An 18211-nucleotide genomic window follows, 5' to 3' on the forward strand; every position below is an offset into this window, starting at 1 on the left:
GCTAGCGTCAGGGGTATGTCTGAGAGCGAACGCGGCGATGACGGCCAGGCGGTCGCGGGTACGAAGCGCGCCCGCCCCACGATGAAAGATGTTGCCGACCACGTCGGCTTATCGCGGCAACTCGTGTCGATCGTGCTGCGCGGGGTGCCGGGAGCCTCTGAGGAGTCGCGGGAGCGCATCCTCGCTGCGGCGCAGGAGCTCGGCTATTACCCGGATGCGTCCGCGCAGCGACTGCGCAGCTCGAAAAACAACCTGCTCGGTGTGTTGTTTACGATGCGGCAACCCTTCGAAGTCGACCTCGTGGATGCGCTGTATCAGGCTGCCGAGGAACGCGGCTACGTTTTGAGCCTGAGCCACATCGGACCGGGACGCTCACAGCAGACGGCGCTCGCGGAACTTCTGCGACAGCGAATCGATGCGCTCATTGTGCTTGCTGCCGAGGGTGGGGCGGCCACAACCACATCATTGCCGCGGGGTATTCCTGCGGTACTCGTCGGCGGGCCAAGTTCCGCAGGCAAGCAAGTGGCCGAGGTCCGCGTGGATAACGCTCACGGTATTGGCCTGGCCGTCGATCACCTTGTGGAGCTTGGGCACCGCGAGATCACCTATGTCGGCCCAAACGAAGGTCCCAATGCTGCCGAGCGAATCGCGGGGTTCCATGAGGCACGAACCAGTAACGCGCTCCCTGGTGATCCTGACGTCATAGAAAGTGAGTACACCGAAGACGGCGGGCACCTCGCCGCAAAAGAGCTGCTCGCACGCAGACAGCTTCCATCGGCAGTTGTGTGCGGTAATGACCGTTGCGCCTTTGGTCTTCTCGAGACGCTCGTGCGCTCGGGAATTAAGGTTCCCGAGCAGGTGTCCATCGTCGGATTCGATGACAGTAGCGTTGCTCGACTGCCCTTTGTAGATCTCACGAGTGTGCGCCCCGACCCGGCGAAGATGGCTGCAATCGCCGTCGACTCAGCCCATGAACAGCTGCAGATTCAGGCTCCACAGGAGCTGAAGACTGCGGCAAATGCGCGCGTCGTGAAGCCCTCGCTTACGGTGCGGGGGAGTACCGCAGTCAATCACAATTCGCGGTAAATCCAGATTGCATCTAGCACGTGCCAATAGAACGTGCTAGCGTCTCCAAATGGTGGAGCTGCTATCGCGTCTGGATTTCTTTGGGCGAAATTTAGCACGTGCTAGTGACTCCATCTCAGTACTTAAGACAGCGCGACAAGGATGTCGGATTTCCCAATACTTGCCGCAGCGAAACATAAGGGAGACTCCCATGACTCAGATCTCGCAGCAGCCGGTACGGCTCGGCGTCATCGGTGCCGGCTGGATCGGCGCCTTCCACGCGGAAACCATCGCTACCCGCGTCCCCGGCGCGCAACTCGCGGCGGTAGCGGATCCGGTGCCGGGCGCGGCCGAGCGTGTCGCCGGTCCACTTGGCGTCGAACAGACCCATACCGATGCGGATGCGCTCCTTGCCGACGCCTCGATCGACGGCGTGGTAATCGCATCCCCGGCGTTCACCCATACCGATCTCGTGGTCAAAGCCGCCGAGGCGGGGAAGGCAGTCTTCGTGGAGAAGCCAATGGCGCTCACCCTCGAAGACGCCGACCGTGCGATTTCCGCGGCGGCCTCGGCCGGGGTGCCACTGCAAACCGGGTTTAACCGACGGTTCGCCAAGGATTTTGCGGATGCTCGCGCGCGTGTCGCTGGTGGCGCGATCGGTACCCCGCAGCTGCTTCGCTCGCTAACCCGGGACCCAGGCTTGGCAAACCCCGGTGTGGTCAAGCCCTGGACAATCTTCCTCGAGACGCTCATTCACGATTTCGACACACTGAACTGGTTCAACGCGGATGCTCGCCCCGTCGAGGTCTTCGCCAAGGCGGATGCATTGGTCGCTCCCGAGTTCAAGGAAGCGGGACTGCTCGACACCGCCATGGTGACAATCGCGTACAGCAACGGCGCTTTGGCCTCGGCGGAAGCAAACTTCTCGGCGGCCTACGGCTATGACGTACGCGGCGAAGTGTTCGGCTCCAAGGGCATGATCCAGGCCGGTGACGTACGGGCCTCGAGCGTGCGGCAATTTGATTCGGCAGGTATCAGCGCCCCGACTGCGCGCCTCAACATCGAGCTCTTCCATGATGCCTACACCGATGAACTCGTCTCCTTCGCGCACGCAGTCCGTACCGGGGAGGTTGTGGGCGCCAGGGGAGAGGATGCGCGTGCCGCGCTCGCGATTGCCATCGCGTGCGTGGAGTCATATACCCGAAACGCCCCGGTCGCGCTTTCTGAGGCAGGTCGTCTCGCATGACGTTCACACTGGCGGCGAACGCCGAAATGCTGTTCTTGGACAGGCCCTTTGTCGATCGAGTGAGCAGGATTCACGAACTCGGTTTCGAGGTTGAAATCTGGGATTGGACCGCGAAGGACCTGGATGCGCTTGTCGCTACCGGGGCATCCTTCTCGTCAATGACCGGGTACGTCAGCGGTGAGCTGATTGATCCCGAGGGAGCCGAAACATTCCTCGAATCAGCAGCTCGCTCGCTTGAAGCGGCGGAGCGGCTTGACTGCCCGCGGCTCAATGTGCACGGCACCGGGCTCGATAGCGCGGGGCTCCCGGTCCGGCCGACCTGGCACACCGAAGGGGATGACTGGCTCGCCGCCGTCGACACGCTCCGCAAGCTCGCCGAGCTTGGTGAGCGCGCTGGCCGAGTCTTTACGATCGAGAATCTCAATACTCGCGTCGACCATCCGGGCACACCCTTTGCGCGTTCTGAAGACACCGCGCGCCTGGTGCAGGCGGTAAATAGTCCCGCACTCCGGATGAACTTCGATATTTATCACGCGCAAATCGATGAGGGAAATCTCATCGAACGCACCATCCGCTACCTGCCGCTCATCGGAGAAATCCAGGTGGCGGATGTGCCCGGGCGCAAGGAGCCAGGCACCGGCGAGATCAACTATCCCGCGATTGCCCGTGGCCTCGCTGAGGCCGGGTACACCGGCACAATCGCGCTCGAGGCCTGGGCCTCCGGTGAATCGACCGCTGCCCTCACCCGCTTCCGCGAAAGTTTCGCGCTGCCATGATGCTGAACTAGAGAAGGCTGCCTCCCGATGCGGGAGGCAGCCTTTTCTGGTGTGTGCGATTACTTCGCGGCGAGTACCTGCTCGGCGACACGCTTCGGCGAGATACCGTACTTGTCGAGGAGGAAGTCGTTCGGGCCGGACTCTGACCAGCCGTCTTCCAGGCCGATTCGCGTCAGTCGCGTGGTCTTGTCCGACTCGATGAGCAGTTCGGCAACGAGTGAACCGAGACCGTTGATCTTGGTGTGCTCTTCCACGGTGAACACTCGCGGTGCGTCGCCGATCAGTGAGAGCAGCGCATCCCCGTCGACGGGCTTGAGCGAGGCGAGGTGGATGACCTTGGCCGAAACGCCCTGCTCCGCGAGGAGCTCAGCGGCTTCAACAGTGCGCGAGGTCTGCACGCCGGTCGAGATCAGCGTCACATCGGTGCCTTCGCGAACCACGCGAGGCTTGCCAAGCTCGAACTCGGTGTAAGCCTCGGTGAACACGGGCTTGACCGGGTCGCGAGCGACACGCATGTAGAGGGGACCGTCGAAGTCGGCAGCCCAGCGGATCATTGCTTCGAGCTCGTACTCATCTGCCGGAGCGAGCACCGTCATGTTCGGCAGGGCGCGCATGACCGCGAGGTCTTCGATGTCCTGGTGCGTCTTACCAGCGGCACCGTTCAGGAGGCCCGAGTAGGCCGCGGCGAGGCGTACCGGCAGCTTCGTCTGCGAGACGAGCATGCGAATCTGGTCGAGTGCACGGTTCGAGAGGAAGACGCCGAAGGTTGACAGCCACGGGCGGTAGCCGAGGGTAGCCATGCCGACTGCCATGCCGACCATGTTCTGCTCGGCAATACCGACCTGCACGAAGGCATCGGGGTTCTCGGCGGCCATGATGTCGGCCTTGGTGGACGTAGCGAGGTCACCGTCAAGGATGACAACGCGGTCGTCGGTCTTGGAAAGTTCGTGGAGGGTTTCGCCCCACACCTGACGCTGAGCCTTCATTACTTGGCCTCCTCGGTGAGTAGTTCGGTGCGAGCGGTTTCAAGCTGCTCTGGGGTGGCGACACCGTTGTGCCACTTGTAGGTTCCCGCGGTGAACGAGATGCCGTTGCCCTTGGTGGTGCGGGCGATGATCACGGTGGGCTTACCAGCCACGCCGCGAGCGGCTTCGGCAGCGTCAAACTGCTCGATGATCTGGTCGTAGTCGTGACCGTCGATCGTGACCGCGTTCCAGCCGAACCCGGTGAAGACCTTTTCGAGGTCTACGTGACCGAGTGGTTCGCTGCGGTCGAAGCGGTCGGACTCCGTGCCTTCCCAGCCGTACTGCTGCAGGCCGTTGAGGTCTACGATCAGCGTGAGATTGTCGAGGCCATAACGGGGAGCCGAAAGGACGGTCTCCCAGATCATGCCCTCTTCCATCTCACCGTCTCCGGTGAGTACCCAGGTGTGGAAGTCCTTGCCCTGTTTCTTCGCTGCGAGAGCGATACCGGCGCCCACCGAGAGGCCCTGTCCGAGCGATCCAGTCGAAACGTCCACGCCCGGGGTGATCTTCATATCGGGGTGACCCTGCAGGCGCGAGTCGCCGTGGTCGAAAGTCGCGAGCTCTTCGACGGGGAAGAAGCCGCGAAGTGCGAGCACCGAGTACAGCCCGATGGCCGAGTGGCCCTTTGAAAGGATGAACCGGTCACGGTCTTCCTTCTGCGGGTTTTCGGGGTCGATGTTCAGTTGGCGGAAGTACAGGGTCACCATCAGGTCAGTCGCCGAGAGCGGGCCGCCGATGTGGCCTGCCTTGCTCGACGTGACGGTGTCGATGATGTGCCAGCGCGCCTGTCGGGCGATTCCGGCCAACTCCTCTGTTGACGTGTTGTCGGTCATGGTTACAAGATCCTCGCAATTCAGGGAGCGAATAGTAGTCCTAACATATCAGTGCATGGACTCAGCGTCTAGCAAATGAGATCTCATTATCGCCCCGGGTGGTCCCGCACATGAGAGAATCTTCGGATGGCCGTTGACAATGATGCGGCAGGGATCTCGATCCTCCGAAAGGCGGATTCGGTGATGACCCTGCTCGAGAAAGTGGGAGAGGCAAGCGCAACTGAAATTGCCGCCGCCGTCCACGAGCCCGTGAGCTCGACATACCGCCTTCTCGGGTCCCTGTCTGCGCTCGGCTGGGTAGATCAGGCAGGCGCACGCGGTCGCTACCGTTTGGGTTTACACGTACTGCGCATTGGGGCGCTGCTCGAAGACCGACTCGATGTGCGTCGATCAATCTTGCCGGTACTTGAGTCTGTGCGTGACCGAACCCGCTACACGAGCTTCCTCTGTTTCCGTCGTGGCGATAACGCGGTGTGCGTGGAGCGAATCGGTGGCCGGGATGTGCAGGATCTAGCGATGCGCCTAGGGGATTCGTATCCGCTGTATCAAGGTGCTGCCCCACGCGCGATCTTGGCCTTTATGCCCGAATCTGAACGTGAAGATCTCTTGAGCCGGCTCGCTCGCCGTCGTGGTAAGGGTGGCAGAGTGCCGGATAGTGGGCTCATTCGCGAGCAGATCGCCGCGGCGCAAGAGTTTGGCTACACGGTTTCGGATGCGGATGTGACACCCGGGATCATGGCCTATGGCGCGCCAATCTTCAATCATCGTGGGGAGCTTGCGGGGGCCATTTCGATCAGCGGTCTGCGTGAGCGTGTGCTCGCGCCTGAAAGTAATACGGCAGCGGAAGTGGTGGAGGCTGCGCGGCAGTGCAGTATCGCTCTCGGGTATGAGCCGATCAAGGAAGGCGCTCGGTGAAGCAACCAATACGAACGCTTGCCAATTCGGATGACATCATCGTGCTGCTTGCGCACGAGGGTGATCTTTCGCCGACGCAGATTGCCGAGCAGCTCGATCTGCCTCGCCCCACGGTTTACCGTCTCCTCGACGGTTTGAGCTCCATCAACTTCACCGAGCCGGTTCAGAGTTCGAAGACGCGACTGTCGCTGCGATGGTTGCGCATGGCTGACAAGGCGCGGGAAGCGATGCGTGAATGGCGTGGAGCCGACCGCTTGCTGCAAGAGATTGCCGAACGCACGGGTCAAACCGCGTACCTGACTATTCCGCGCGATGGGGAAGCGGTTTGCGTGGGCTGGGAGCAGGGTAGTGGTGTCGGTGTGGTCGAGGTGAAGCCGGGGCGCAGCGTATCGATGCACGCCGGTGCCGCTGGTCGTGCGCTCCTCGCCTTGAGCATCGACCTCGATAGCTACTTTGAAGCCAACCCGGTGCGAAGAAAATTCACCGAGCACACGCTCATTGAAGAATCCGAGCTTCGTGAAGACATTGCGTTGACCCGTGAACGGGGCTACGTGCTGTCGGACGGTGACGTCACCGAAGGCATTATGGCCCTCGCTGTCCCCGTGCGAGGTGGCAAGGGCCGAGTGCTCGGATCCCTGACTGCATCCGGGCTTTCTGATGAGTTTCGTGAGCGGCAAGCTGAAATTCTAGAAGTGCTCAAAGATGTCGCAGACCGGCTCGCGAACCTCGCGTCGGTGTGATTGCGGTCTAGAACAGTAGGTACACCGCGCCAACGACGGTAAGCACGAGCACCACCACTTCGAAGACGTTCTGCTTGATGCGATTCGCGATTGCGCGACCCACGAATGCTCCGACAATGAGCGCGGGCACCAGGCACAAATCAAGTGCGAGCCCGGACGGCGTTATGAGCCCCAGGCCGATCGAAAACGGCAGCTTTGCGACATTGACGATTGCAAAGAACCAGGCTGCGGTGCCAAGGAATGTCTTGACGGAAAAGCGCGAGGCGAGGAAATACAGCGACATCACGGGGCCGCCCGCATTGGCAACCATCGTGGTGAAGCCACCGAGCGTGCCATAGCCATAGCGCGCAATGCTCGCTGATGACTTCGACGGCTGGGCGTCCTTCTTTCGATAGCGCTGCCACATCGTGACCGCCACAACAAGCAAGAGAATAATGCCAATGACTCGCTGCACGCTGCCGTTATCGGCGAGCCAAAGGAAGACCGCCCCGAGTATCAGCCCCAACGCCACCGCGGGAATCAATTTCACGAGGGCTCGCAAATCGGCATGGCGTCGGTAGCTCAACAGCGCAAAGATATCGCCCACGATCAGCAACACCAGGAGCGCTCCAGTGGACTCCTTTGCGGGCATGATCGCGGCAAAGATCGCGATGGAGATGGTGTTGATCCCCGGCAGGGCAGTTTTTGACACGCCCACGAAGAAGGATGCGATGAGCAGCAGGACCCACGACACGGTGGGCAGGCTTGGGAGAAATGTTTCCACCCGGCCATCCTAGATTTACCTGATATGTTTTCTTGATAGGACATTTGCGCCGGTTTGTTTCGGCGGTAGCCCCAAAGGCGAATTTGGCGCTTGTGCCCGGATATTGGGCTGTAGCCCAAAGAATCGGCGAAGGAGTCAAATTTGACTACGGCAACGGGGAGTTCTCCAGCGGCGGGATCAAAGTTACCGCCCCTCACTGGTGGTAAGCACAAGCGCAGGATGGGCGAGGTCGCCCTGATCGCCACGTTCGGCGGGCTGCTGTTTGGTTATGACACGGGCGTCATTAATGGCGCATTGAAACCAATGTCCGTGGAACTCGGACTTACTGCCCTCACTGAGGGCGTTGTTACCAGCGCCTTGCTATTCGGCGCAGCATTTGGCGCGGTGTTTGGGGGTCGGCTCGCCGACGGTTGGGGGCGACGCAAGACCATCATCACGCTGGCGCTACTCTTCCTCGCGGGTACCGCAATTTGCGTCACCACCCCGAGCTTCGAAGTGATGGTCCTGGGGAGAATTATTCTTGGGCTCGCCGTGGGTGGCGCGTCCTCGGTGGTGCCGGTGTTCCTCGCCGAACTCGCACCCTATGAGGTGCGCGGTTCGCTGTCGGGACGGAACGAACTCATGATTGTCGTCGGGCAGCTGGCCGCGTTCGTAATTAACGCGATTCTCGGGAACACCCTCGGGCACGTGGAAGGGATCTGGCGGGTCATGCTCGCCATCTGTGCCCTGCCGGCATTGGCACTGTTCTTCGGCATGATCCGGGTGCCGGAATCGCCGCGCTGGTTGATGGCTAAGGGGCGTCGCGAGGATGCGCTGACGGTGTTGAAAGAGCTTCGGGCGGAAGACCGCGCGGTTGCCGAGATTGACGATATTGCCCAGCAGATCAGCGCCTCGCGGAATGAGACTCGCATCGGCTTCGGATCGGTGGTGCGGGACCGCTTCCTGCGGCGGATCCTGCTGGTCGGGATTGGCCTGGGTGTCATTCAGCAGCTGACCGGCATCAACTCGATCATGTACTACGGGCAAATTGTGCTGATCGAGTCTGGTTTCGAGGCGAACGCGGCTCTCATTGCGAATATCGCGCCGGGCATCATCGCCGTGATCGGGGCGGTAATTGCCCTGTGGATGATGGACCGAGTGGACCGTCGGCGGACGCTGCTCACGGGCATCACACTCACCACGGTGTGCCACGTCCTGATCGGTATTGCCTCATTCGCGCTGCCCGAGGGGAGTGCAGCCCGACCCTGGATCATTCTCTTCCTGATCGTGGCATTTGTGGGATCGATGCAGACATTCCTCAATGTGGCCGTGTGGGTCATGCTCTCCGAAATGTTCCCGCAGCATATGCGCGGGGTCGGAATGGGAGTGTCAGTATTCGTACTGTGGTGCGTGAACGCCTGCGTGAGCCTGTTCTTCCCGAGTCTGGTCGACGTCGTCGGCATCACCGGGACGTTCTTCCTCTTCGCGGCTGTTGGAGTGCTTTCGATCCTGTTTGTCTATCGGGAAGTGCCAGAGACACGTGGCCGCACACTTGAGGAGATCGACGAGGGAGTGACCACCGGCACCATCTTTTTGGAGCACGGGAAGCGCTAGACGCTCAATATTTATTGTCTGAATTTATCGACTGACGAACATAGTGTTCGATATGAGATAATGGTGCAATGGCAGTAGACACTGACGTTGCTGGGATGGCAATCCTCCAGAAAGCGGGAGCCATCATCAACGTGCTCGAGCGCGAGGGTGAAAGCAGCGCAGCGCAAATTTCGGAGGCGGTTGGGGAGCCTGTGAGCTCCACCTACCGCCTCCTATCTACGATGATGGCCCTCGGATGGGTTGATACCGGGTCAAAGCGTGGCCGTTACCGGCTCGGCGTCGATGTGTTGCGCATCGGTGGGATGCTCGAAGATCGACTCGATGTGCGTAGCGTGGCGTCCCCGATCCTCGCCGAACTGCGTGATGCGACCCGCAATTCGACATTCCTGTGCCTCCTTCGGCACGACAACGCCGTGTGCGTGGAGCGAATTGGCGGACGGGATGTTCAGTCCTTGGCGATGCGCCTCGGGGACAGCTTGCCGCTCTATAGCGGTGCGGCACCACGGGCACTGCTGTCCTTCCTGCCCAATGAAGAATTGCGCGCCACGCTCGACCGATTTGAGGCGCGTCGCCGCAACGGTGAGGCGATTCCGAGCGAGGGATCCATTCTCCGTGAGATCGAAATCGCGCGGGAGGTGGGATACACCGTGTCGGACGAGGATGTCACCCCGGGAATTGCATCCATCGGTGCGCCAATCTATAACCACCGTGGTGAACTTGAGGGTGGCATTTCTGTCAGCGGGCTGCGAGATCGGGTGCTCGGGCCTGACGTTGATACCGCCGAGAAGGTCAAGCGTTCTGCGGCGCAAATTAGCCGCGCACTCGGAAAACTTGAGGATGCACAATGAAACCGATTAGAGCGCTCTCCAACGCCGACGAAGTGGTGCGACTATTGGGGTCTGAGGGCGATATGTCGCCGGCGGAAATTGCCGAACGGCTCGACATCCCGCGCCCCTCGGTCTACCGGCTGCTGGACGGCCTTGAATCCATTGGGCTTACCGAATCGGTACCGGGATCGCGCGCCCGGCTCAACCTGCGCTGGCTGCATCTTGCCGATCAAGCTCGTGAGTCCATGGTTGAGTGGGCCGGTGCCAGGGAATTGCTGAGCGAGCTCGTTGAGCGCACCTCGCAAACGGCGTATCTCACGGTGCTGCGCGGCCACGAGGCAGTGTGTCTCGAATGGGAACAGGGCCGTGCGGTCGGCGTCTTATTGCTCAAGCCCGGTCGCAGCTTGCCGCTCTACGCGGGGGCGGCGGGGCGGACCTGCCTCGCCTTCGGTGTGAACGTGGAGGAGTATCTCGACACGGTGACCGAGCGCCGCGCATACACGGCCGACACTCTGACGAGTGATGCGGCACTGCGGGCGGATGTTGAGGCCACTCGGCGTCGCGGGTACGTGTTCTCCGATGAAGATGTCACCGACGGGATCGCGGCAATTGGCGTGCCAATTCGCGGGTCCCGGGGGCAGCTGTTGGGGGCGTTGTCGGTTTCAGGGATCAAGGTCGAGTATCTCGCCAAACGGGATGCATACCTCGAGGCGCTGCTGGATGTTGCGGGGCGACTCGCAAGCCTCAATGAAGCCGCCATTCAATAAATCGCACCTGATAGACGACTCGTCCATCCTGTGATACTTTTTGCGGAACGTAGTTTTCTGGAAAGGACGCAATGACGCAGCCACAAATCATCACCCGCGGTAACTGGCGCAAAGTTACGCCTGAAGATGCCGGGTGGCAGTTTTCTGGACTCGAGATCGCGCAGCTGAGCGCGGGGGAGGCCATCACGTTCGAGGCCGATGCGCTTGAACGTGCGTTCGTGCCGCTTTCCGGCAAGGTGACCGTCGAAGTTGCGGGCGAGACCTACGAAATCGGTGGTCGCGCATCCGTCTTCGACGGCCTGGGATACACCCTGTACGTGCCGCGCGACACGGCAGTGCGAGTAGTCGCACTCGACGACGCCGAGCTCGCAATTGCATCCTCCGTGGCGGAGAAAAAATACGAGGTTCGACTCGTAACCCCGGATGATCTGAGCGTGGAAAGCCGCGGCGGGGGCAATGCATCCCGCCAGGTATCGACCCCAATCCCGCCTGACTTCCCGGCCGACCGACTGTTGGTCGTCGAGGTGTGGACCCCTGGCGGTAACTGGTCGAGCTACCCGCCGCACAAGCACGAAGTGGACCGCGAGGGCGAATCTCAGCTCGAGGAGATTTACTACTACCGGCTGCGGGACCCCGAAAACGGTTGGGCCGTGCAGCGGGCCTACTCACCCGAACGCGATTTTGATCTCACCGAGACCGTGCGCGACGGCGATGTCTGCTTGCTGCCATGGGCGTACCACACGACGGTGGCCGCACACGGGCACGACCTCTACTATCTGAACGTGCTCGCTGGCGGTGCCGAAGGCCGTACGCTGCAAGCCTGCCAGGACCCGGCGCTGGCTGAAACGCAAAATGACTGGGCTACGGCGCAGGCAGACGAGCGCGTTCCGTTCGTCCCTCGGTACCCCGAAAATTCCTAATAATTCCCCAATTCCAATCAATATCGATACACGAAAGGCTGGTGGCGCTATGGCGTCGACGTCCTATCCAACTGTTCGGCTGACCGTCAGCCAAGCAATTATTAAGTTCCTGCAGGCGCAGTACGTTGAACGCGATGGCGAAACCCAGCGCTTCTTCGGCGGCGGCTTCGGCATCTTCGGTCACGGCAATGTCGGCGGACTCGGCCAGGCAATGCTCGAGTACGAGGAAGAATTCCCGTACTACCAGGGCCGTAACGAGCAGGGCATGGTGCACATCGGTATTGGCTACGCGAAGATGCGCAACCGTCTCGGCGCTCTCGCAGTGAGCACCTCGATTGGCCCGGGCGCCACCAACATGGTCACCGGCGCCGGTACCGCTTCGGTCAACCACCTGCCGGTGCTGCTGTTCCCGTCTGATGTTTTCGCGAACCGTGCAACCGGCGCGGTGCTGCAGCAGCAGGAAATGCCCTATGCGATGGATGTCACCGCGAACGACGCTTTCCGTGCCGTGTCGCGCTACTTCGACCGCATCTGGCGTCCTGAGCAGCTTGCTCCGGCGCTGCTCGAAGCGATGCGTGTGCTCACGAGCCCGGCAGACACCGGCGCAGTCACGATCGCCCTGCCGCAGGATGTTCAGGCCGAGGCCTATGACTTCCCGGCTGACCTCTTCCGTGACCGCGTTTGGCACGTTCCGCGTAACCGCGCCGACCGTGCGGCAATCAAGCGTGCGGCCGACGTGATTCGTTCGGCTAAGCGTGCGGTGATCATCGCCGGTGGTGGCGTGATTTACTCCGAAGCTACCGAGCAGCTGGTTCGTTTTGTGGAATCGACCGGTATCGGTGTGGGTGTGACCCAGGCTGGTAAGGCATCCTTCCCGCACGAGCACGAACTCGCCCTGGGCGCCCTCGGCTCGAGCGGTTCGAAGTACGCGAACGGCGCGGCCGAAGAAGCTGACGTGGTGATCGGTATCGGTACCCGCTACACCGACTTCACCACCGCATCCAACACGCTGTTCCAGAACCCGAACGTGAAGTTTGTGAACATCAACGTTGCCGAGATTGACGCCTACAAGGAGTCGGCAACCGCGCTGATCGGTGACGCGCAGGTGACGATTGAGGAACTCCTCGAAGAACTCGGCGACTGGTCGATCGAGTCGGCTGCGCGTGAGCGCGCGGCAGAGCTTGCTTCGGGCTGGCGCGGGGAGATCGACCGCATCATTGAGCTCGACGGTTCGCCGACGCTCTCGCAGGCGCAGATGATGGGCATCCTGAACAGTGCTGCGGGTGAGCGCGACGTGGTCGTGAACGCGGCCGGTTCGATGCCGGGTGACCTGCACCGACTGTGGCGTCCGGGCAGCACCAAGGGCTACGACATTGAGTACGGCAACTCGTGCATGGGCTACGAGATCCCAGGTGCGATCGGTAACGCCATGGCTGACCGTTCGCGCCACGTCTTCGGTCTGATCGGTGACGGTACCTTCCTGATGCTCTCGAGCGAGATTCTCACCGCGGTGCAGGAACAGCTCAAGATGACCATCGTGGTCGTGAACAACTACGGTTACGGTTCGATCGGTGCGCTTTCGGAGACTGTTGGTTCGCAGGCATTCGGAACTCGCTTCAACGAGCGTGGCGAGAGTGGTGTGACGCACGACGGTGCCCGCCTCGAGGTGGACTTCGCGCAGAACGCAGAAAGCTACGGCGCCAAGGTGTGGAAGGCCGATACCGCTGACACCTTCGCTGCAGCACTGGAAGAAGCCAAGGCTTATGACGGCGTGAGCGTCGTCTACGTCGAGGTGGATGCACAGGCTCGCTTCGGTGGCTCGGGCGCCTGGTGGGAGGTTGCGGTTCCTGAAGTGACCGAACTCGAATCGGGTATCGAGGCTCGCAAGGTCTACGACGAGTACAAGAAGAAGCAGCGTCTGTACCTGTAATGCTGTAGCTACACCAGGGAATTAATCCAAAAATCGGGGGCCGGAGCGATCTGGCCTCCGATTTCGTTTCCGGTACCTCCGGAATCGTTTTGGGCAGTGCATTCTGGGATGCTTGGGGGATAGCTGTTGTTCGGAAGAAGGTTGGAATGGTGCAAAGGACCGTCGATCATGATCAGCGTCGTGCCGAAATTGTGCGGACGACGTGGCGCATAATTGCGCGGCGGGGGATGGCGGGTGCGACTATGCGACAAATCGCGGCTGAAGCGGGGTTCGCTAACGGTGCGCTTAAGCCGTATTTCCCAACCAAGGCGGATCTGTTGATGGCTACGTATGAGCACGTCTTTGCGCGCACGAATACCCGGATCCGTGAGCTCACAGAGGATCTACACGGCCTGGATGCATTGTCGGCGGTGTGTATGGAAATCTTGCCGCTGGATTCGGTTCGTCTTGATGAGGGACGGGTAGTTATTGAGTTTTGGAGCGAGGCGACAAGCGATCCTGCTGCGCGGGAGATCTTGGTGCGTTCGGTAGGCGAGTGGAAGCAGCTGATGTTGTCTTGGTGTCAGGAAATTGACCCCGATCGGGAATGGAACTCGCGGGTGGATGCGCTGCTCACCTTCCTACAGGGGGCTCAGGTTGTGGGGGTGTTGGCTCCTGCCGTGAACGGGAGCTCGGAGAACCTCAAGGCGCAGCTTGAGGAACAGCTGGCGGCTCTCATTCGGGACTGAGGATTCTGACGGTCTAGGTGAGGGTGCTCCACTGTAGATCGCCGCGTTCGTTTTCTTCGACTTGCACCGCGATTGGATGCGGCAGTGCGAAGCGAAAGCCTCCGCTAGTGGCGAATGACATTGCTTCGTATTGATCTTCTGGCGGCAGTGCGAAGCTTGGCTGGGAACCGGCAACGAATGCTCCGGTTGGAAATACTTGCCGCTGAATCGACGCCGGAAGGCTCTCGACTCCACCGACAAATGAAGCATGTTCGGTGTGGTCGGATCGACGGCGGATGATCACATCGGCGCTTTGCGGCAGGGCGGGATTGCCCGGGCGCGGACCTTGTTCGAATCGGATGATGGCGGCAATGATGTCGCCTTCCCAAACCTCGGTCACTGATGTGAGCTTTCGCTGCAGAGTTCGAAACGTTTTCGCGACCACGGCAAGCAGCACCGCTCCACTAAGTACGAGAAGGATCACCGCGTCACCCATAGGATTAGTCAACCATCAACACTCGTAATCGACGAACCCCGATGCGAGATCTTCGATTTCACGAGTGGTGAGCGAGCCAGTCAAAACGGCGGCGGCGAGTCGTCCGCGGCAGACCCAGTCCCCGAATTTTCTTCGTCGGCTATTTGAGTTTGGCTCGTCGGCCGAAACTCTGGTCCTGCCGCAGTTGGCGCATGCGGCGGCGGTGGTGGTGGCGCGTATGACTTTGGTTCGCTGGTGACGACTTGGCCGAGGGGTGTGCGCCATTCGAGGACCCCGTTGCCGAGGTTGGTGACGGTCCAGGGCTTCTCGTGTTTCAGCACGTGATGGCTCTTACACAGCGACGCGAGATTCTCCAAGCTCGTGGCGCCACCTTCGCTTGCCGGGTGCGTGTGATCAATCTCACACCGCGCGGCAGGACGCATACACCCGGGAAGCCGACAGGTCACGTCGCGGATTTGGATGAACCGGCGCTGTGCCGGTGTGGGCTGGTAGCGATCCACCGCAACGACATGCCCGGTCACGGGGTGATTAAACACGCGCTGCCATACCGGAGCGGTCGCGGTGAGCTGGCTTGCTTCGGTGAAGATCATTGGCTCCATCCCGTTCACGAGCGCCGGCGCGGTACCGTTTTCGCGACCCTCCACGAGGGCGAGCGCGGGAATGGTGATGTTCACCTGCGCGGTCACCCGCGACTCCCCCGGGGTAGCGCACAACAGCGTTTCGGCGAAGATATCGGCACGCAGCTGATCCATGGTGCGGGTATCGGTCGCGGCAGGATCCGCCTCGGCAGCGGAAGCGGCACCAGCACTGGCAGCAGCACCCGCAGTACCAGCGGCACTGCCGTTTGTGCGTGTCCCGAACGCGGACTGTTGGGCTTGCTGGTTGGTTTCGCGCAGGGCTTTGGCTTGCTTATCGAGGAGGTCTTTGATCGGCATCGCGAGCTCGATCGGTAGATACCCGTGCAGTCTTGCCATCCCCCACTCGTCCAGGGTGATCGACACGTACCGTGCGGCGCGGGCTTGCTCACAGGTCTGCTCGAATGCATCGGCCGCAAGGGTAGCCACCAATCTGGCGGCCTCGGCCTTGGTCGCGCCCACGGTGTGGGCCTCGGCAAACTTCAAGAGTTGGCGACCGTACTCGGTGTACTGCTCTTCCCGCAGCAGGTGGGTTTTGCGGAGCATCGTGCGAGCGTGCTCAAGATCGATACGCCCGGCCTCGATCGAAGTCACCCAGTCGGGGAACTCGGTCACGAGTGTGTGGGCGTCGTAGCCACGATTCGTGAGCGCTTGGGGTGACTCGTTCGTTTTGATCGCGAAGTCGGTCAACAGCGAGCTGAAGTGCCAGGAGAACACTTTGGATTGCTCCCCGACCGCGTCGTTGAGATCCGCGAGGGTGCGGTCAACCGCGATCTCGTACACCGACGCGAGCAGACGCAGGATCCCGGCCTCGGCAGCACCCCGCGCAGCCCGTAAGGTGGTGAAGTCGTCAAGCTTCGCGCGAGCTTCGTCGGCGCGAATGTCATCCGCAGGAATGTGTCGGCCCGTGTTTGCACGCGGGACGTCGGTGTGCGTGTGTGTAGCCATGCGACCCGACCTCCTGCTAGTTCCCGTAAAGCTCCCTTGTTCGAATAGAGTATCGAACGTAGCTGGGAAATTACATAGAGCAAAAGATCTAGTGAGCCTGGCTGGGGTGCCGCTCAGCAGCGCTCGTCTTGTAGACGGTGGCCCGTGGGCTGCGGATCATGGGCTCATGGATTGTGGGTTGTCCCTGGGGCGCTGTCGACAATCACTCATCGACAGCACCCTCAGAGACAGCCCTCACCTCGATTGGTTAGTCGAAGTTCGTTCTACCCACACCGTATTACTAGCCACCGACATCATCACTGGCCACCGACAAACTGACTCGCCTGCTAACTCTCTACGCCGGCGAGCCAGCGCGTCACAACTTGGGTGTTGTGCACATCCTCGATCGGAATCTCGAAAATATTGCGGTCGATAGCGATGAAGTCTGCAGACTTGCCGGGCTCGATCGTGCCGGTTTCTGAAGCGATACCGAGGGCCTTGGCCGACTCGCGGCTGAACGCAGCAAGCGCCTGGGGGAGCGTGATCGCCTGTGCCGCGTTGACGCTGCGGTCATCACCGTCTTCGACCGCGGCCTTGCGGGTCACCATGCCCTCGATGCCAAGCCATGGGTTCAGCACCGGCAAGCCGACCGGCCAGTCTGAGCCGCCCGCAATAACCGCGCCCGTGGCAAGGAGATCCTTGAATGGCCAGATGTTTGCCATCGTCTCATCCGCGACGAACTCGCCGACCCCGTCGGTGAGGGGGCTCGGGAACCACATAAAGGGGCATGCATCCGCGGCCACATTCAATGCCGCAAACCGACCGAGGTCTTCCGGTGAGATGAAGGACATGTGGGCAATCTGCATAGCCGGTCCGCCGTTGGCGTCCCGCCGAACGATTTCGGCAGCGTCGAGTGCCTGGCGGACCGAAGCATCCCCTGTTGCATGCAACTTGGCACCGAGGCCGAGTTCCGCGCAGCGACGCAGGGCCGCGACCAATTCATCGAGGGTCCAATAGAGTTCGCCGCGGAAGTTCGGGTCGTGGTTGCCGTGCACGCACTTATAGGGCTGCAGGAGCGCGGTGGTGAGGGTGGTCGGCACACCGTCAAGCACGAACTTCGCGAAACGGGGCTTCACGTGTGTGCTGTCGAACTTCATACCCTCAGCGAAGAGTTCTTCGCCGGTCGCTCCCGCCTCGAGGAAGGGCCGAATGGGCATCGAGGTGATCACGCGCATCCGCAAATCGCCCGAATCTTCCAGCGCTTTTAGCCCCTCGTAGTGGGGGAGCATGGTCGCCGCATCCTGCACACTCGTGATGCCGAGCGAACCGAGTCGATCGAGCGCGGTTTGGAGCGCCTGGCGCTGCCTACCCTGCGGGTCACGGTGTGATGCCGCCGCCGCACCTTCGGCCACTGAGCCAGCCAGCTCCCAGAGCGCGCCGGTGAGACGACCCTGCTCGTCGCGAACGAACGTACCACCCGCGGGATCGGCGGTGTCAGCACCGACACCCATGGCCGAAAGTGCCGCGGAGTTGACCTGCCGGTTGTGCATCGTGTCGTCGCGCAAGAGCACGGGGTGGCCGGCGGACGCTTCGTCGAGCTTCGCGAGAAATTCGACGTTATTGAGTGATGGCAGGGTGCCGGAGCCGATGATGCCGCCGATGACCCATTCGCCGGGCTCGAGACGTTTTGTCCAGTCAGCAACCTTGGCGATAATCGTGTCCGCGTCATCGTTTGGATCCAGCGGTAGTTCAAATGCGAGTTGCGTACCCCCGAGGTTGAGGTGCAGGTGACCATCAATGAGCCCAGGCAGCACGATGCCCTCCTTGATTTCGATCACTTCTTGGTGCTCGCCGGCGGTCGCACTCACCTCCTCGAAGGTGCCGGTCGCGAGAATTTTGCCGTCTTCAACGGAAAATGCCTCGGCCCAAGCGTCGTCGGCGGCACCCGTCCAGATTCGGCCTCGGTAAATCGTGATCGACATTGATACTCCCTTGCTTCGGAAATGTGTGGTGGTTGAGAAGCACGTACTGCATCGCTGCTGACGG

The 18211-nt window shown here is 61.2% G+C and carries 17 protein-coding genes; 11 read left to right on the top strand and 6 right to left on the bottom strand.

From position 1 onward, the window contains the following. Positions 1–15 precede the first annotated feature (15 nt). The 3 genes from F8O05_RS05765 (at position 16) to F8O05_RS05775 (ending at position 3087) form a co-directional block, all read left to right on the top strand. On the top strand, positions 16–1086 hold the full coding sequence (locus F8O05_RS05765; RefSeq protein ID WP_158051814.1) for a LacI family DNA-binding transcriptional regulator: 1071 nt from the start codon (positions 16–18) through the stop codon (positions 1084–1086). A 190-nt stretch (positions 1087–1276) separates the two neighbouring features. After that, positions 1277–2311 (top strand): Gfo/Idh/MocA family oxidoreductase, encoded by a 1035-nt coding sequence (locus F8O05_RS05770; protein ID WP_225735768.1) that lies wholly within the window; start codon positions 1277–1279, stop codon positions 2309–2311. Then, positions 2308–3087 carry a TIM barrel protein gene (locus F8O05_RS05775; protein ID WP_158051815.1) on the top strand — a complete coding sequence of 260 codons (780 nt, stop codon included), beginning with the start codon at positions 2308–2310 and terminating at the stop codon, positions 3085–3087. Before F8O05_RS05770 ends, F8O05_RS05775 begins: the two co-directional genes overlap by 4 nt. A gap of 59 nt (positions 3088–3146) precedes the next feature. On the opposite strand, the gene F8O05_RS05780 is transcribed toward F8O05_RS05775, so the two are convergent. Together F8O05_RS05780 and F8O05_RS05785 are read right to left on the bottom strand one after the other, a co-directional pair. Next, on the bottom strand, positions 3147–4073 hold the full coding sequence (locus F8O05_RS05780; protein WP_158051816.1) for a transketolase family protein: 927 nt from the start codon (positions 4071–4073) through the stop codon (positions 3147–3149). After that, a complete protein-coding gene (locus tag F8O05_RS05785) occupies positions 4073–4945 on the bottom strand; it encodes a transketolase (protein ID WP_158051817.1) in 873 nt (290 codons plus the stop codon). Before F8O05_RS05785 ends, F8O05_RS05780 begins: the two co-directional genes overlap by 1 nt. Positions 4946–5071: 126 nt before the next feature. On the opposite strand from F8O05_RS05785, the gene F8O05_RS05790 reads away from it, so the two are divergent. Continuing rightward, positions 5072–5860 carry an IclR family transcriptional regulator gene (locus F8O05_RS05790; RefSeq protein WP_158051818.1) on the top strand — a complete coding sequence of 263 codons (789 nt, stop codon included), beginning with the start codon at positions 5072–5074 and terminating at the stop codon, positions 5858–5860. Beyond that, the gene (locus F8O05_RS05795) at positions 5857–6600 is read left to right on the top strand and encodes an IclR family transcriptional regulator (protein WP_158051819.1); all 744 of its coding nucleotides are present in this window, start codon (positions 5857–5859) and stop codon (positions 6598–6600) included. The genes F8O05_RS05790 and F8O05_RS05795 overlap by 4 nt, the downstream gene beginning before the upstream one ends. A gap of 7 nt (positions 6601–6607) precedes the next feature. Here F8O05_RS05795 and F8O05_RS05800 read toward each other — a convergent pair whose 3' ends face one another. Then, complete coding sequence (locus F8O05_RS05800) at positions 6608–7363, bottom strand: sulfite exporter TauE/SafE family protein (RefSeq protein WP_158051820.1); 756 nt, start codon at positions 7361–7363, stop codon at positions 6608–6610. A 141-nt stretch (positions 7364–7504) separates the two neighbouring features. On the opposite strand from F8O05_RS05800, the gene F8O05_RS05805 reads away from it, so the two are divergent. The 6 genes from F8O05_RS05805 (at position 7505) to F8O05_RS05830 (ending at position 14128) form a co-directional block, all read left to right on the top strand. Beyond that, complete coding sequence (locus F8O05_RS05805; protein ID WP_158051821.1) at positions 7505–8956, top strand: sugar porter family MFS transporter; 1452 nt, start codon at positions 7505–7507, stop codon at positions 8954–8956. A 68-nt stretch (positions 8957–9024) separates the two neighbouring features. Next, complete coding sequence (locus tag F8O05_RS05810) at positions 9025–9804, top strand: IclR family transcriptional regulator (RefSeq protein ID WP_158051822.1); 780 nt, start codon at positions 9025–9027, stop codon at positions 9802–9804. Continuing rightward, positions 9801–10550, top strand: a complete 750-nt coding sequence (locus F8O05_RS05815) for an IclR family transcriptional regulator (RefSeq protein ID WP_158051823.1) — start codon at positions 9801–9803, stop codon at positions 10548–10550. Before F8O05_RS05810 ends, F8O05_RS05815 begins: the two co-directional genes overlap by 4 nt. A 71-nt stretch (positions 10551–10621) precedes the next feature. Beyond that, positions 10622–11470: a 5-deoxy-glucuronate isomerase gene (gene iolB / locus F8O05_RS05820; RefSeq protein WP_158051824.1), complete on the top strand. Its 849-nt coding sequence runs from the start codon at positions 10622–10624 to the stop codon at positions 11468–11470. A gap of 49 nt (positions 11471–11519) precedes the next feature. Continuing rightward, positions 11520–13400, top strand: coding sequence for a 3D-(3,5/4)-trihydroxycyclohexane-1,2-dione acylhydrolase (decyclizing) (iolD, locus tag F8O05_RS05825; protein WP_158051825.1), 1881 nt, complete (start codon positions 11520–11522; stop codon positions 13398–13400). A 146-nt stretch (positions 13401–13546) separates the two neighbouring features. Continuing rightward, on the top strand, positions 13547–14128 hold the full coding sequence (locus tag F8O05_RS05830; protein WP_158051826.1) for a TetR/AcrR family transcriptional regulator: 582 nt from the start codon (positions 13547–13549) through the stop codon (positions 14126–14128). A gap of 13 nt (positions 14129–14141) precedes the next feature. Here F8O05_RS05830 and F8O05_RS05835 read toward each other — a convergent pair whose 3' ends face one another. The 3 genes from F8O05_RS05835 to F8O05_RS05845 form a co-directional block, all read right to left on the bottom strand. Then, positions 14142–14603 carry a hypothetical protein gene (locus tag F8O05_RS05835; RefSeq protein ID WP_192497054.1) on the bottom strand — a complete coding sequence of 154 codons (462 nt, stop codon included), beginning with the start codon at positions 14601–14603 and terminating at the stop codon, positions 14142–14144. An 80-nt stretch (positions 14604–14683) separates the two neighbouring features. Next, positions 14684–16186, bottom strand: a complete 1503-nt coding sequence (locus tag F8O05_RS05840; protein ID WP_158051828.1) for an HNH endonuclease signature motif containing protein — start codon at positions 16184–16186, stop codon at positions 14684–14686. Positions 16187–16512: 326 nt separating this feature from the next. Beyond that, entirely contained in the window at positions 16513–18147 is a 1635-nt protein-coding gene (locus F8O05_RS05845) for an amidohydrolase (RefSeq protein ID WP_158051829.1), read from the bottom strand. Between the last annotated feature and the right edge of the window lie 64 nt (positions 18148–18211).

It is taken from the genome of Gulosibacter chungangensis (assembly GCF_008831155.1).
Taxonomy (GTDB): domain Bacteria; phylum Actinomycetota; class Actinomycetes; order Actinomycetales; family Microbacteriaceae; genus Gulosibacter; species Gulosibacter chungangensis.

Bases quoted from the DNA above. Each gene is read 5' to 3' on its own strand.
- iolD (WP_158051825.1), top strand. From the start codon at position 11,520: ATGGCGTCGACGTCCTATCCAACTGTTCGGCTGACCGTCAGCCAAGCA.
- iolB (WP_158051824.1), top strand. From the start codon at position 10,622: ATGACGCAGCCACAAATCATCACCCGCGGTAACTGGCGCAAAGTTACG.
- F8O05_RS05835 (WP_192497054.1), bottom strand. From the start codon at position 14,603: ATGGGTGACGCGGTGATCCTTCTCGTACTTAGTGGAGCGGTGCTGCTT.
- F8O05_RS05780 (WP_158051816.1), bottom strand. From the start codon at position 4,073: ATGAAGGCTCAGCGTCAGGTGTGGGGCGAAACCCTCCACGAACTTTCC.
- F8O05_RS05810 (WP_158051822.1), top strand. From the start codon at position 9,025: ATGGCAGTAGACACTGACGTTGCTGGGATGGCAATCCTCCAGAAAGCG.
- F8O05_RS05790 (WP_158051818.1), top strand. From the start codon at position 5,072: ATGGCCGTTGACAATGATGCGGCAGGGATCTCGATCCTCCGAAAGGCG.
- F8O05_RS05775 (WP_158051815.1), top strand. From the start codon at position 2,308: ATGACGTTCACACTGGCGGCGAACGCCGAAATGCTGTTCTTGGACAGG.
- F8O05_RS05830 (WP_158051826.1), top strand. From the start codon at position 13,547: ATGGTGCAAAGGACCGTCGATCATGATCAGCGTCGTGCCGAAATTGTG.
- F8O05_RS05815 (WP_158051823.1), top strand. From the start codon at position 9,801: ATGAAACCGATTAGAGCGCTCTCCAACGCCGACGAAGTGGTGCGACTA.
- F8O05_RS05770 (WP_225735768.1), top strand. From the start codon at position 1,277: ATGACTCAGATCTCGCAGCAGCCGGTACGGCTCGGCGTCATCGGTGCC.
- F8O05_RS05785 (WP_158051817.1), bottom strand. From the start codon at position 4,945: ATGACCGACAACACGTCAACAGAGGAGTTGGCCGGAATCGCCCGACAG.
- F8O05_RS05845 (WP_158051829.1), bottom strand. From the start codon at position 18,147: ATGTCGATCACGATTTACCGAGGCCGAATCTGGACGGGTGCCGCCGAC.
- F8O05_RS05765 (WP_158051814.1), top strand. From the start codon at position 16: ATGTCTGAGAGCGAACGCGGCGATGACGGCCAGGCGGTCGCGGGTACG.
- F8O05_RS05840 (WP_158051828.1), bottom strand. From the start codon at position 16,186: ATGGCTACACACACGCACACCGACGTCCCGCGTGCAAACACGGGCCGA.